This window comes from Amycolatopsis thermoflava N1165 (assembly GCF_000473265.1).
Taxonomy (GTDB): Bacteria; Actinomycetota; Actinomycetes; order Mycobacteriales; family Pseudonocardiaceae; genus Amycolatopsis_E; species Amycolatopsis_E thermoflava.
Genome location: NZ_KI421511.1, coordinates 7,448,131 through 7,462,257 on the forward strand (window position 1 = coordinate 7,448,131; position 14,127 = coordinate 7,462,257).

Below are 14,127 nucleotides of genomic sequence, written 5' to 3' on the forward strand. Positions count from 1 at the left end.
GCACGGGCTACCGTCCCGTGTGTGGTGTATGCAAGATCGTTGACCGCGGTCGGCCTTGTGGCCGGTTATGCGCTGGACGCGGCCTTCGGTGATCCGCGCCGCGGGCATCCGGTCGCCCTGTTCGGGCGCGCGGCGAAGGCGCTGGAGCAGCGTGTCTGGGCCGATTCGCGGGCCCGCGGCACCGCATACGCCGCGACCTGCGTCGGTGCCGCGGCGGGGCTCGGCGTGCTCGCCCAGGCCGCCGCCCGGCGGCCGTTAGCCCGCGTGGCGGTGACGGCGCTCGCCACGTGGACCGTGCTCGGCGGCCGGGGCCTGGCGGCGGAGGGGGAGGCGATGGCGGTCCGGCTCGAATCGGGCGACGTGCCCGCCGCGCGGCAGCGGCTGGGGCACCTGTGCGGCCGCGACGCCGCCGAACTGGACGAGAAGGGCCTGGCCAGGGCCGCGACGGAGTCGATCGCCGAGAACACCAGCGACGCCGTCGTCGCGCCGCTGGTGTGGGGCGCGGTGGCCGGGGTGCCGGGGCTGCTCGGGTACCGGGCGCTCAACACACTCGACGCGATGGTCGGGCACCGCACGCCGCGCTTCGAGCGGTTCGGCTGGGCCGCCGCGCGCGGTGACGACCTCGCCAACCTGCTGCCCGCCCGCCTGGGCGCGCTCGCCACCGCCGCGTGCGCACGCGTGGTGGGCGGCCGCCCCGGCCGGTCGCTCGCGGTGTGGCGGCGCGATGCCGCGCGGCACCCGAGCCCGAACGCCGGGCAGATCGAGGCCGCCTTCGCGGGCGCGCTCGGCGTGCGGCTGGGCGGCGTCAACACCTACGCCGGCCGGGTCGAGGACCGGGGCGCGCTCGGCGACGGCCCGGCGCCGGACGCGGGCGACCTGCGGCGCGCCGTCCGGTTGTCCCGCGCGGTCGGGCTGGCTGCGCTCGCGCTGGCCGCGGCGGTGGCGCGATGAGGGGCCTGCTGGTCGCCGGGACCACTTCGGACGCCGGGAAGAGCCTCGTCACCGCGGGCATCTGCCGGTGGCTCGCGCGCCGCGGGCTGCGGGTGGCGCCGTTCAAGGCGCAGAACATGTCGAACAACTCGATGGTCTGCGCCGACGGCGCGGAGATCGGGCGCGCGCAGTGGCTGCAGGCGGTCGCGGCCGGGGTGGAGCCGGAGGCCGCGATGAACCCGGTGCTGCTGAAACCGGGCAGCGATCGGCGCAGCCACGTGATCGCGCTCGGCAAGCCGTTCGGGACGCTGGAAGCGGGCGAGTTCGCCACCGGCCGCCGTGAACTGGCGCGCATCGCCTTCGAGGCCTTCGACGAGCTGCGCACGCGGTTCGACGTCGTCGTGTGCGAGGGCGCGGGCAGCCCCGCCGAGATCAACCTGCGGCAGGGCGACTACGTGAACATGGGGCTGGCGCGGCGGTTCGGGCTGCCGGTCGTGGTGGTCGGCGACATCGACCGCGGCGGCGTGCTGGCCGCGATGTACGGCACGGTCGCGTTGCTGGAGCCCGCGGACCAGGCGCTGCTCGCCGGCTGGGTGGTGAACAAGTTCCGCGGTGACGAGGCGTTGCTCCGGCCCGGCCTGGACCGGATCGCGGAGCTGACGCACCGGCCGGTGCTGGGGGTGCTGCCCTGGCTGGACGGGGTGTGGATCGACTCGGAGGACGCGCTCGCCGCGGCGGGCTGGCGGCACGAGCAGCAGGCCACCGGTGGTCTGCGGGTTGCCGTGGTGCGGTTCCCGCGCGCGTCGAACGCGACCGACGTGGACGCGCTCGCCGCCGAGCCGGGCGTGACGGTCACGCTGACCGTGGACCCGGACACCGTGCGGGCCGCGGACCTGGTGGTGCTGCCCGGAACGCGTGCCACAGTGGGCGATTTGCGGTGGTTGCGGGAGCGTGGCTTGGAGCCGGCGCTGGCCGCGCGGGCCGCCGCGGGGCGCCCGGTGCTCGGCATCTGCGGCGGTTACCAGATGCTGGCGGAGACCATTGTGGACGATGTCGAGTCGGGCGCGGGCACGGTGCCGGGGCTCGGCCTGCTGCCGACGCGGGTGTCGTTCAGCGCGGACAAGGTGCTCGGCAGGCCGGTCGCGCGGTGGCGCGGGCACGAGGTCGCGGCCTACGAGATCCACCACGGCAGCTCGACGCCGACTGGTGCGGCCGAGCCGTTCCTGGACGGCTGGCGCCGCGGCGCGGTATGGGGCACGACCTGGCACGGCACCCTGGACAACGACGGTTTCCGCCGGGCGTGGCTCGCCGAGGCGGCGGCGCAGGCCGGGGTGAGTTGGTCGCCGGCCGGGGACGCGCCCGGGTTCGCCACCCTGCGCGAGTCGATGCTGGACCGGCTCGCGGACGCCGTCGAGGAGCGCCTGGACACGGATGCCTTGCTGCGGTTGATCGAGCGTGGGGCGCCGGAGGGGCTGCCCGGCGTGCGCTGAGCGTGGTGCTCGCCTGTGGTCGCTGCCGCTGGGATGGGCCGGGGATGTGGTGGTGCGGTTGCGGCTGTCCGGGGCGCGGCGTGCTGGGTGGGGTGAGTGGCGCTCGCCTGCGGGGCCGGCGCCGGTGCGCTTCGTGTGAGCGTGGCTTGCCCGCGGTGCTGGCACCGGGGTTCGGCTGGGCGGATGTGGTCGAGCGACGGCTGCGGCGGTTCGGGCGCGGCCTGCCGGGTGATGCCAGTGCGGGCTGAACGCGGCCAGCGCGTTTCAGCTCAGACGAGCGTCACCCGCACGCCCTCGAGTTCGAAGGCCGACACCAGACTCGGCTCGGCGGCCGAATCGGTGATCAGCAGGTCGATGTCGAGCGTCGGGCAGATGCGGGCGAACGCGTAGGCGCCCAGTTTCGAGCTGTCGGTCACCACCACGACCTTCTTCGCGCGGTGCGCCAGCAGCTTGTTGATCGCCGCCTCGGATTCGTGGTGCGCGTAGGCGCCCCGCAGCGGGTCGACGGCGTCCACCCCGATGAACGCGAGGTCCAGGCTGACCTCCTCCAGCACCATCCCCGCCAGGTGCCCGGTCAGCTCGAACGACTGCGGCCGCGCCACCCCGCCGGTGCTGACCAGCCGGATGCTCTGCCGCACGGTCAGCTCGTGCGCGATGTTCACCGCGTTCGTCACCACCGTCAGCACCGGCGAACTGCCGCGGTCGTTGAAATCCGGGCGGCTGGCGATCGCCCTGCTGACCTCGGTCGTGGTGGTGCCGCCGTTGAACCCGATCACCATTCCCCGATTCACCAGCCGGGCCGCGGCCTCGGCGATGCGGCGCTTTTCCACCGAGTGCCGGTCGGCGTGGTTGCGCCCGGGGAGGTTGTAGGCGACGTTGCCGGGCACGGCGCCGCCCCGGGCTCTGGTGAGCAATTGGCGGCCTGCCAAATGATCGAGATCGCGCCGGATCGTGGCGGGGGAAACGTTCAGTTTCGCCGCCGCTTGGTCTACCTCGATCCGCCCCTGCTGCCCGATCATTTCGAGCAGCGTGTTCAGCCGCTCATGCCTGTCCACGCATAAGTAATACCGCCTCGCGCGCGCCTTGGAAACCCGATCACCGCAACAGCCGCCGCGAGGAAATCCGGCGGGCTGTCGGAATTTCACTCACAGACTCCGCAGGAAGGCAAGTGACGGCATGAAGAAATACTCGCCGCCCTTCATCGTGACCGCCTGCGGAATGGGATCGGTCGCCTCGACCACGTTGTTGTGGCCCCATTCCGGGGCGTATTTCTGCGGTGCCCGCGCGCCCTGCCCGATGACCGGGTCGAGACCCGGCCGCGAACCGTCCGGCGGGAACGGGAACGCGGGGTTGTCCGCCCAGATCTGCTGCGTGAACTCGAACTGGTTGCCCAGGTTCGAGTTGAAGGCCATGAACAGCAGGCCGACGTCCTTCGCAGGGCGCAGCCGCGGCGGCAGGTCCGCGTTCGGGTCGTCGTGGCGGCGGCCGTAGGTCTGGCCGCGCCGGGCCATCAGGTGCTTGCGCTCCTCCTCCGGCGCCTCCGCGCCACCCGAACCACGCGGGTTGGTCTTGCGGATGTGCGCGTGGAACGGGCACTTCTGGCCCAGTTTGTCGCTGTCGTAGCTGAAGTCGTTGCCGACCGGGTGGTGCGAGCCGGGCGCGCTCTGCACGGTCAGCGGGGTGCCGTCCTCGAACCGGCCGACCAGCATCGCGCCTGCCCGCTCCCGGTCCTCGCCGCGCAGCCCGAGGTCGTGCGCGAGATCGTGCTCGGCCTCCTTGAACAGCCGGACGTTCTGCTCCAGCTTGCGGAACACGAAGTAGCTTCCGAAGTGGACGGTCGGGTCCGGCGCGGCCGGGTCGGGCACGAGGACCTGCTCCAGCGGCGCCGAGGGGTCCCAGTCGTTGACGCCGTCGGTGGTGTCCCGCTCGGCGTCGACGTCCTCGGTGAGGAACAGCGGCTGGCTGCGCCCGTCGACGTAGCCGAAGTGCTCGATGCCGTCACCGTTCGCGTTGGCGAGCCCGAGCCCGGACTCCTCGCCCAGCACGGTCACCGACGCCGGGCGCAGCGCCTCGACCTGGCGGCGCAGGGTGCGGACCGGTCCGGCGGTCGCGTCGCCGAGGAGGAGCACGGCGTCGATCGTCTGCTGGTAGTGGCCCTCCCACTCGGCGACGGCCGGGTCGGCGAGCTTCTCGACCGCCGCCTTCGCGCCCGCGGTGAACGACGGGTCGGCCGGCGCGGTGACGCCGAGCGTGGCGTAGCCGTGCGCGGTCAGGCCGACGCCCAGGTAGGGCGTGCCGCCTGTCTTCGTGAGCTTGTGCGCCTCGACCTCCTGCAGGTGGATCCGTGCGGACTTCATCAGCCCGCTCAGCCCCTTCAGGAAGGCGCGGGCTTCGGCGGGGTCGCCGAAGCCGAGGAACAACACGGTGAGGCGGTCCCGGACGTGCGCCTTCAGGATGTTCGGCTGCAGCTCGTCCAGCATGGCGGCCGCTTCACCGGTGGCGGACTTCCAGGACAGCGTGGTGGACAGGTCGACAGGCATGTACGCCCCCTCTTGGCTTCTCCCCAGTTACGGTGGCGGCGCCGCGAGGCCCCTGTCGTGCGGCGCCGTCACCTGCTCCTAAGTCGCGCTGAGTGGCGGCCAAGTACGGATCGGGCGGGTTTTCACCCGATCGGCTCAGGGGTCGAACGGGTCGGCGTCACTCTCCAGGCGTGCGCGCAGCCGGTCCAGCTCGGCGCGCGTCCACGTGTCCGGGCCGGGTTCGAGGTAGGTCTGCGTGATCGCGACCAGGCCGAGCGCGGGCCCCGGCGATCGTGGCCGCGGTGCGCTGCTCCGCCAGTTCCGGCGTGGTGGTCGCCTTCGTGATCAGGCCACGCACCAGCGCGTTGCCGAGGTGGGCGATGGTCTCGAACGACACGCCTGCCGGCCGCAGCCCGAGCAGGTCCGCCACCCCGCGGTGGCTGCGCGATCCGGGCGGTGAACGTGCGCTCCGAGTCGGCCAGCGCCGCGACGACCTGGTCGCGGAGGTCCCCGTCGGGAAGGCCGGCTGCGGTCGCGGTCAGGGCCGGGTAGGTCTGCCACACCGGCGAGCCGAGCAGGTGCCGGAAGTCCTGGAGTGCGCTCTCGCGGACCAGCTCCGCGGCGGCGGCGCGGCGGCCGTCCGGGATGGTGAGCGTGTCCAGCCGCGCGAGGAGGATCCGCCGGACCAGGGCGCCTGCCGCCTCCCCGCCCGTCGCGCCGAGCGGGGCCTGGCCGCGGGCGAGTTCGAGGAGGAGGTCGCCGAGGAAGGCCTCCTTGTTCGGCCACTTCCGGTACACCGCGCTGCGCGCGACGCCGGCCTGGCGGATCAGCCCCTCGAACGGGAGGTGGTCCAGGTCGACCGTGAGCCCGGTGCGGGCCACGACCTCGGCCGCGGTGGCCAGCATGCGTCGCTGCGTCTCCTGGTCGGAACCGGGCAGCCGCGACGCTGTGGGCCGGGCTGGTGCTGCAACTGGGCACGATCGCGGCGGCGGTCGCCTCGGCGGATTCGCTGGCGGCGCACCTGCGCGGGGTGTATGCGGCCTACCGGCCGGACGGGGCAGGCCAAGCTGCGACGCCGGTCACCGCATACCTGGTGACGGTGGGGGTGCTGGGCGCGCTCGGCTGGCTCGGGACGGAGTGGGCGCACCGCCGCGGCCGCCGCTGGACGTGGCCGCTGGCCGTGACGCTGCTGGTGCTCGGCACGGCGCTGACGGTCACGAACCTGACGATCAGTACGGCGCACAGTTGGTGCCGACGTGGCTCGGCGTGGTGGGACTGGCGCCGTCGATCGCGGGGCTGGTGGCGGTGATACTGCTCCGCCGTGAGCGCGACGCCTAGCTGCGAGGCGGAACGGGCGGAGGTAGCGGCACGCCGGGCTCGGGGGCTGCACGCGAAACTCGCGTGCGCGAGCAGAGGGTTCGCCTGGGGGCCTCGCGCCATTGCGGCGGTGGCGCTGGTCCATCGCGCGCGACGCCTAGCTCGGTGGCGGAACGTAGCGGCGCGCGTGGCGCGGCGGGCCTCGGGGCGCTCCGGCACTCGGGGTGCTGCAATTGAAACTCGCGAGCGAAAGCAGAGGTCCAGTCTGAGGGCCTCCCGCCATTGCGGCGGTGGTGCTGCCCCACCGCGCGCGACGGGACGGGCGGGAATAGCGGCGCGCGTGGCGCGGCGCCCCTCGCGGCGCGCCTCGCGGAACCTGCGCGGCCTACGGGACCGGCGTACTGAGCCCTCTGCTCGTGCGCGAGCAGAGGGTTCGCCTGCGTCACCTGGAATCCGCGCCGCTTCGGTGTGGCGCGAAGGGCGGTGGCGCGAAGAGCTGGGCTCGGGGCGGGCCGTCGTGGCTTCGTTGCCGCGGCGGCCCGCCCCGGGGCTCTAGGCGATCGGCCGGTCCGTCGGCGCGATCGGCGCCGGCAGGACGTTCCGGCCGGTCAGGTAGGCGTCCACACCGGCCGCGGCGGAGCGGCCCTCGGCGATCGCCCACACGATCAGCGACTGCCCGCGGCCCATGTCACCGGCCACGAACACGTTCTCCACGCTGGTGCGGAAATCCGCGTCCCGCGCGACGTTGCCGCGCGCGTCCAGCTCCACGCCGAGCTGCTCGAGCAGGCCTTCGCGCTGCGGGCCGACGAAGCCCATCGCCAGCAGCACCAGCTGCGCGGGCAGCTCCCGCTCGGTGCCCTCGACCTCGACGAACTTCCCGCCCTCGTTGCGGACCTCGACCAGCCGCAGCGCCCGCAGGTTCCCGTCCTCGTCGGCGAGGAACTCCTGCGTGCTCACCGAGTACAGCCGCTCGCCGCCCTCCTCGTGCGCCGAGGACACCCGGAAGATCATCGGGTACGTCGGCCACGGGTGGGCCTCCGACCGGGTCTCCGGCGGGCGGGGCATGATCTCCAGCTGCGTCACCGAAAGCGCGCCCTGCCGGTGCGACGTGCCGACGCAGTCCGCGCCGGTGTCACCGCCGCCGATCACCACGACGTGCTTGCCCTCGGCCGAAATCGGTGACGACTCCAGCTCGCCCGACGCCACCCGGTTCGCCAGCGGCAGGAACTCCATCGCCTGGTAGATGCCCGGGATCTCGCGGCCCTGGACCGGCAGGTCGCGCCACGCGGTCGCGCCACCGGCCAGCACCACCGCGTCATACTCAGTCCGCAGCTCTTCCGCCGTGATGTCGACGCCGACGTTCACGCCGGTGCGGAACTCCGTACCCTCGGCCCGCATCTGGTCCAGCCGCCGGTCCAGCCTGCGCTTCTCCATCTTGAACTCGGGGATGCCGTACCGCAGCAGCCCGCCGATCGCGTCGGCCCGCTCGAACACGACCACGTCGTGCCCGGCGCGGGTCAGCTGCTGCGCCGCCGCCAGACCCGACGGACCGGACCCGACCACCGCGACCTTCTTGCCGGTGCGCGTCTTCGGGGGCTGCGGCGTGATCCAGCCCTCCTCCCACGCGCGGTCCACGATGGAGATCTCGACCCGCTTGATCGTCACCGGGTCGTCGTTGATCCCGAGCACGCACGCGGTCTCGCACGGCGCCGGGCACAGCGTCCCGGTGAACTCCGGGAAGTTGTTCGTGGCGTGCAGCCGCTCGATCGCGTCGCGCCAGTCGTCGCTCCAGACCAGCGTGTTCCACTCCGGGATCAGGTTGCCCAGCGGGCAGCCCTGGTGGCAGAACGGGATGCCGCAGTCCATGCAGCGGCCGGCCTGCTTCTCCAGCTTGCTGGACGCGAAGTCCTCGTACACCTCGCGCCAGTCGAGCAGCCGCAACGGCACCGGCCGGGTCTTCGGCGTCTCGCGCGGCGTCGTCAGAAAACCCTTGGGGTCAGCCATGTGCGGCCTCCATGATGGCTTCGTTCACGTCCCGGCCGTCGCGCTCGGCTTCCGCCTGCGCGGCCAGGACCCGCTTGTAGTCCTTGGGCATGACCTTGGCGAACCGGGCGATCGTGGTCTCCCAGTCGGCCAGCAGCTCCCGCGCCACCGGCGACTCGGTCTCCACGAAGTGCGCCTCGACCGCGTCCCGCAGGAACTCGACGTCCTCGTCGTCCAGCGGGTCCACGTCGACCATCTCCGGGTTCACCCGCAACGGCGACAGGTCGAGCACGTAGGCGATCCCGCCGGACATGCCCGCGGCGAAGTTGCGGCCGGTCGGCCCGAGCACGACCACGCGACCGCCGGTCATGTACTCGCAGCCGTGGTCGCCGACGCCCTCCACGACGGCCAGCGCGCCCGAGTTGCGCACGCAGAACCGCTCGCCGACCTTGCCGCGCAGGAAGATCTGCCCGCCGGTCGCGCCGTAGCCGATCACGTTGCCCGCGATGATGTTCGCCGACGTGTCGAACTTCGCCTCCTTGGGCGGCCGCACGATGATGCGGCCACCGGAGAGGCCCTTGCCCACGTAGTCGTTGCCGTCGCCGAACAGCCGCAGCGTGATGCCCTTCGGGATGAACGCGCCGAACGACTGGCCGGCGGTGCCGGTGAAGGTCACGTCGATCGTGTCGTCCGGCAGGCCCTCGCCGCCCCAGCGCTTGGTCAGCTCCGACCCGAGCATGGTGCCGACGGTCCGGTTCACGTTGCGCACCGGCAGTTCCAGCCGCACCTTGTCGCCGGAGTTCAGCGCGCCCTCGGCGAGCTGGATCAGCGTATTGTCCAGCGCCTTCTCCAGGCCGTGGTCCTGCTTGACCACCTGGTGCCGCGCGGCGCGCGGCTCCAGCTCGGGCACGTGGAAGATCGGCGACAGGTCCAGCCCGCGCGCCTTCCAGTGGTCGACCGCGGGACGGGTGTCGAGCACCTCGGCGTGCCCGACGGCCTCCTCGATCGACCGGAAGCCCAGCCGCGCCAGGTACTCGCGCACCTCCTGCGCGATGAACTCGAAGAAGTTCACCACGTACTCGGCCTTGCCGCTGAACTTCTCGCGCAGCTTCGGGTTCTGCGTCGCGACGCCGACCGGGCAGGTGTCCAGGTGGCAGACGCGCATCATGATGCAGCCGGACACCACCAGCGGCGCGGTCGCGAAACCGAACTCCTCGGCGCCGAGCAGCGCGGCGATCACCACATCGCGGCCGGTCTTGAGCTGGCCGTCGGTCTGCACCACGATCCGGTCGCGCAGCCGGTTGGCCAGCAGCGTCTGCTGCGTCTCGGCCAGGCCCAGCTCCCACGGGCCGCCCGCGTGCTTGATCGAGGACAGCGGCGAGGCGCCGGTGCCGCCGTCGTGACCGGAGATCAGCACGACGTCCGCGTGCGCCTTCGACACACCCGCCGCGACCGTGCCGACGCCGACCTCGGACACCAGCTTCACGTGGATGCGGGCCGCCGGGTTGGCGTTCTTCAGGTCGTGGATCAGCTGCGCCAGGTCCTCGATCGAGTAGATGTCGTGGTGCGGCGGCGGGGAAATCAGGCCCACACCCGGCGTGGAGTGCCGCGTCTTGGCGATCCACGGGTACACCTTCGCGCCGGGCAGCTGGCCGCCCTCGCCGGGCTTCGCGCCCTGCGCCATCTTGATCTGGATGTCGTCGGCGTTGACCAGATACTCGCTGGTGACGCCGAACCGGCCGCTGGCGACCTGCTTCACGGCGCTGCGCCGCTCCGGGTCGTACAGCCGCTCCGGGTCCTCGCCGCCCTCACCGGTGTTGGACTTGCCGCCCAGCCGGTTCATCGCGATCGCCAGCGTCTCGTGCATCTCCTGCGAGATCGAGCCGTAGGAGATGGCGCCGGTGGCGAACCGCTTGACGATCTCGGAGACCGGCTCGACCTCCTCGATCGGCACCGGCGGGCGCACGCCCTCCTTCAGCTCGAACAGGCCGCGCAGCGTGAACAGCTTCTTCGACTGCTCGTCGACGGCGTTCGTGTACTCCTTGAACACCTCGTAGCGGCCGGTGCGCGTGGAGTGCTGCAGCTTGAAGACCGTGTGCGGGTTGAACAGGTGCGGCTCGCCCTCGCGCCGCCACTGGTAGTCCGAGCCGATCTCCAGCTCGCGGTGGTTCGGCCGGAACCCGTCGCGCGGGAACGCGCGGGCGTGCCGCTGCCGGACCTCCTCGTGCAGCACGTCGAAGCCGACGCCGCCCAGCCGCGAGGTAGTGCCGGTGAAGCAGGTGTCGATGACCTCCTGCGACAGGCCGAGCGCCTCGAAGATCTGCGCGCCGGTGTAGGAGGCCACAGTGGACACTCCCATCTTCGACATGGTCTTGCGGACGCCCTTGCCCAGCGCCTTGATCAGGTTGCGGGTCGCCTGCTGCGCGGTGACGCCCGGGATCTTGCCGTCGCGGGCCAGCTCCTCGACCGTGGCCATCGCCAGGTACGGGTTGACCGCGGCGGCGCCGTAACCCAGCAGCAGCGCGATGTGGTGCACCTCGCGGGCGTCGGCGGTCTCGGCGATGATGCCGACCTGCGTGCGGGTCTTCTGCCGCACCAGGTGGTGGTGCACCGCGCCGGTGAGCAGCAGCGACGGGATGGCCGCGTGGTCGGCGTCGACCCCGCGGTCGGACAGCACGATCAGCCGCGCGCCCTCGGAGATCGCGTTGGACACCTCGGTGCGGATCTCCTCCAGGCGCGCCAGCAGCGCGTCCCCGCCGCCGTGCACGTCGTAGAGACCGTGGATGGTGACGGCGGTGAACTCCGGCAGGTCGCCGTCGTCGTTGATGTGCACCAGCTTGGCCAGCTCGTCGTTGTCCAGCACCGGGAACGGCAGGACGACGCGGCGGCACGACTCGCCGGTGGCCTCCAGCAGGTTCGGCTGCGCGCCGAGCTGGGTGCCCAGCGACGTCACCAGCTCCTCACGGATCGCGTCCAGCGGGGGGTTGGTGACCTGGGCGAACAGCTGGATGAAGTAGTCGAAGATCGGCCGCGGGCCGGACGACAGCGGCGCGAGCGGCGAGTCGTTGCCCATCGAGCCGATCGGCTCGGCGCCGGATTTCGCCATCGGCGACAGCAGCGTGTCCAGCTCTTCCTCGGTGTAGCCGAAGGCCTGCTGGCGGCGCACCAGCGACGCATGCGTGGGCACCTCGCGCTCGCGCTCGGGCAGCTCTTCCAGGCGCACCAGGCCCTGGTCGACCCAGTCGCCGTACGGGTGCTCGGCGGCCAGCTGCCCCTTGATCTCCTCGTCGTCGATGATGCGGCCCTCGGCCGTGTCGACGAGGAACATGCGGCCCGGCTCCAGCCGGCCCTTCTTCACGATCGTCGACTGGTCCAGCTCCAGCACGCCGACCTCGCTGGCGAGCACGACCAGGCCGTCCTCGGTGACCCAGTACCGCGCCGGGCGCAGGCCGTTGCGGTCCAGCACCGCGCCGATCTGGGTGCCGTCGGTGAACGACACCAGCGCCGGGCCGTCCCACGGCTCCATCAGCGTGGAGTGGAACTCGTAGAAGGCGCGGCGCGCCTCGTCCATCTCCTCGTGGTTCTCCCAGGCTTCGGGGATCATCATCAGCACCGCGTGCGGCAGGCTGCGGCCGCCCAGGTGCAGCAGTTCGAGGACCTCGTCGAAGCTCGCCGAGTCGCTCGCGCCGCGGGTGATGATCGGGTAGATCCGCTTGAGGTCACCCGGGATCAGGTCGGTGGACAGCATCGACTCGCGCGCGTCCATCCAGTTCCGGTTACCGCGCAGCGTGTTGATCTCGCCGTTGTGCGCCACGTACCGGTACGGGTGGGCCAGCGGCCACGACGGGAACGTGTTGGTGGAGAAGCGGGAGTGCACCAGCCCGATCGCGCTCGTCACGCGCTCGTCGGTCAGGTCCGGGAAGAACCGCGGTACCTGCGGCTCGGTGAGCATTCCCTTGTAGACGATCGTCCGGGCGGACAGGCTCGGGAAGTACACGTCCTCGTCGGCCAGCAGGTGCTCGGCGCGCTTGCGCACGCAGAACGCGGCGCGCTCCAGGTCCAGCCCGGTGCGCAGGCCTTCGCGCGAGGCCAGGAACAGCTGCGCGAAGTGCGGCATGGTCGAGGCCGCCGTCGGCCCGACGTGCTCGGTGTCCACCGGGACCTCGCGCCAGCCCAGGACACGCAGGCCCTCCTCCGCGACGAGGCCCTCGATCGCGCTCATCGCGCGGCCACGAGCGGTCTCGTCGACCGGCAGGAACGCGGTGCCCACGGCGTAATGGCCCGCTTCGGGCAGCTCGAAGTCGACGACCTCGCGGAAGAACGCGTCCGGGACCTGGATCAGGATGCCCGCGCCGTCGCCGGTCTCCGGTTCCGCTCCTCTGGCGCCACGGTGTTCGAGGTTGCGCAGGGCCGTCAGGGCCTTGGTGACGATGTCGTGACTGCGTCGGCCGGACATATCGGCGACGAACGCGACACCGCAGGCATCGTGCTCGTATTGCGCGTCGTACAAGCCTTCCGGCTTGCGAACACTGTGGCGGGTCACGGCTGGCCGTCTCCTCACACGTGGGCGCGGCACGGGCTGTTGTTAACGCAACAGCCCTCCTGCGCGATGGTCAGTCGAGAGCAGAAGTCCGAGTCGCCTGAACGAGGGCAGGACTCGGCACACCGGCCACACGTCGTTGGGTGGCCGCCGGTCGGCACGTCTTCGGGCCGCTGGCGCGCATCAGCGAGTTCCCCGGGTTGTGGTGGGCGGGTTCCCGCGGCGCGCCAGTTACCCCCGGGTTCGCCGGGTCTTATGACAGTAGTGTGAACTCGCCGTTATCGACATACGTCGAGCGGACCTCGTGGCATATGCCATACGGACGTTGACGCGACAGCCTCCGGTGTGGAAGTACCGTTGCACCAGCGTTGACCTGCGCAAAGATGTGCCGGTGGGGTGCCGTGATCGATTCACCGGTTCGAGTGAGTGTCCGATTAAGTAATCAAGGTGTTACGGACGCGGAGCGCCTTCCGGCCGGGATACTCGGGGTCATGGACGGCCTGGCGATGCGTTTCCTCGGCCACTCGACGGTCCGACTGGAGATCGCCGGCCGGGTCGTGCTGACCGACCCCGTGCTGACGCGCACGGTGGGTGGGCTGGTGCGAGTCGCGCCGCCGCTGGACCCCGCCGCCTACGCCGACGTCGATCTGGTGCTGATCTCCCACCTGCACGGCGACCACCTGCACGCGCCGTCGCTGCGGCTGCTGGGGCGGGACGTGCCGATCGTGGTGCCGCGCGGGGCCGGCGCGTGGATGCGACGGCGGGGGTTTTCGGCAGTGGCGGAACTGGACATCGGGGAGCAGTTGCCGTTCGGCGACCTGCGGGTGACCGCGGTGCCGGCGGACCACTCGGGGCACCGCTGGGGGCCGCGTTTCACGCACGGCCCGCAGGCCCGCGCGAACGGTCATGTCGTGGAGGCGCCGGGGGTGCGGGTGTACGTCGCCGGGGACACGGACCTGTACCCGGGGATGGCCGAGCTCGGCCCGGTGGACGTGGCGTTGCTGCCGGTGTGGGGATGGGGGCCGAACCTCGGCCCCGGGCACCTGGACCCGACGCGGGCCGCGGAGGCGGTCGCACTGGTGCAGCCGCGCGTGGCGGTGCCCGTGCACTGGGGGACGCTGGCCGTCCCCGGCCTGGCGCGAACCCCCCGCATGCGGCGGTTGCTGGTCGCACCGCCACGAACGTTCGCGGCGGAGGTGGCGGACCGCGGCCTGCCGACCACGGTGGCCCTCACGGAGCCCGGCGAGCCGGTGCAGCTGCACAGGTCCCCCCGATGAGGCCACCCGCAGAGCCCGCAACCGCGGACTTCGCCCGCCTGAGCGTGGGACTCGCGGGGTGGTGCGCGAGT

General features: G+C 72.1%; 9 protein-coding genes. 4 read left to right on the plus strand and 5 right to left on the minus strand.

Annotation, left to right across the window (positions count from 1 at the left end; all coding sequences use genetic code 11):
* Positions 1-21: 21 nt before the first annotated feature.
* Both AMYTH_RS0136970 and AMYTH_RS0136975 read left to right on the plus strand, forming a co-directional pair.
* Positions 22-951: a cobalamin biosynthesis protein gene (locus AMYTH_RS0136970; RefSeq protein WP_051362928.1), complete on the plus strand. Its 930-nt coding sequence runs from the start codon at positions 22-24 to the stop codon at positions 949-951.
* Positions 948-2,420 carry a cobyric acid synthase gene (locus AMYTH_RS0136975; protein ID WP_027934443.1) on the plus strand — a complete coding sequence of 491 codons (1,473 nt, stop codon included), beginning with the start codon at positions 948-950 and terminating at the stop codon, positions 2,418-2,420. Before AMYTH_RS0136970 ends, AMYTH_RS0136975 begins: the two co-directional genes overlap by 4 nt.
* A 269-nt stretch (positions 2,421-2,689) precedes the next feature.
* Here the strand turns inward: AMYTH_RS0136975 and AMYTH_RS0136980 are convergent, their stop codons facing one another.
* The 3 genes from AMYTH_RS0136980 to AMYTH_RS47315 form a co-directional block, all read right to left on the minus strand.
* Positions 2,690-3,475, minus strand: a complete 786-nt coding sequence (locus AMYTH_RS0136980) for a DeoR/GlpR family DNA-binding transcription regulator (RefSeq protein WP_027934444.1) — start codon at positions 3,473-3,475, stop codon at positions 2,690-2,692.
* Between the two features lie 90 nt (positions 3,476-3,565).
* Positions 3,566-4,960, minus strand: coding sequence for a Dyp-type peroxidase (locus tag AMYTH_RS0136985; protein ID WP_027934445.1), 1,395 nt, complete (start codon positions 4,958-4,960; stop codon positions 3,566-3,568).
* 122 nt (positions 4,961-5,082) lie between these two features.
* Positions 5,083-5,844, minus strand: a complete 762-nt coding sequence (locus tag AMYTH_RS47315) for a TetR family transcriptional regulator (RefSeq protein WP_051362929.1) — start codon at positions 5,842-5,844, stop codon at positions 5,083-5,085.
* A 56-nt stretch (positions 5,845-5,900) separates the two neighbouring features.
* On the opposite strand from AMYTH_RS47315, the gene AMYTH_RS46385 reads away from it, so the two are divergent.
* Positions 5,901-6,248: a hypothetical protein gene (locus tag AMYTH_RS46385; protein ID WP_051362930.1), complete on the plus strand. Its 348-nt coding sequence runs from the start codon at positions 5,901-5,903 to the stop codon at positions 6,246-6,248.
* A gap of 560 nt (positions 6,249-6,808) precedes the next feature.
* On the opposite strand, the gene AMYTH_RS0137000 is transcribed toward AMYTH_RS46385, so the two are convergent.
* Both AMYTH_RS0137000 and gltB read right to left on the minus strand, forming a co-directional pair.
* Positions 6,809-8,260: a glutamate synthase subunit beta gene (locus AMYTH_RS0137000; protein WP_027934446.1), complete on the minus strand. Its 1,452-nt coding sequence runs from the start codon at positions 8,258-8,260 to the stop codon at positions 6,809-6,811.
* The gene (gene gltB / locus AMYTH_RS0137005) at positions 8,253-12,782 is read right to left on the minus strand and encodes a glutamate synthase large subunit (protein WP_027934447.1); all 4,530 of its coding nucleotides are present in this window, start codon (positions 12,780-12,782) and stop codon (positions 8,253-8,255) included. Before gltB ends, AMYTH_RS0137000 begins: the two co-directional genes overlap by 8 nt.
* A 488-nt stretch (positions 12,783-13,270) precedes the next feature.
* On the opposite strand from gltB, the gene AMYTH_RS0137010 reads away from it, so the two are divergent.
* The gene (locus tag AMYTH_RS0137010) at positions 13,271-14,056 is read left to right on the plus strand and encodes an MBL fold metallo-hydrolase (protein WP_027934448.1); all 786 of its coding nucleotides are present in this window, start codon (positions 13,271-13,273) and stop codon (positions 14,054-14,056) included.
* Positions 14,057-14,127 lie beyond the last annotated feature (71 nt).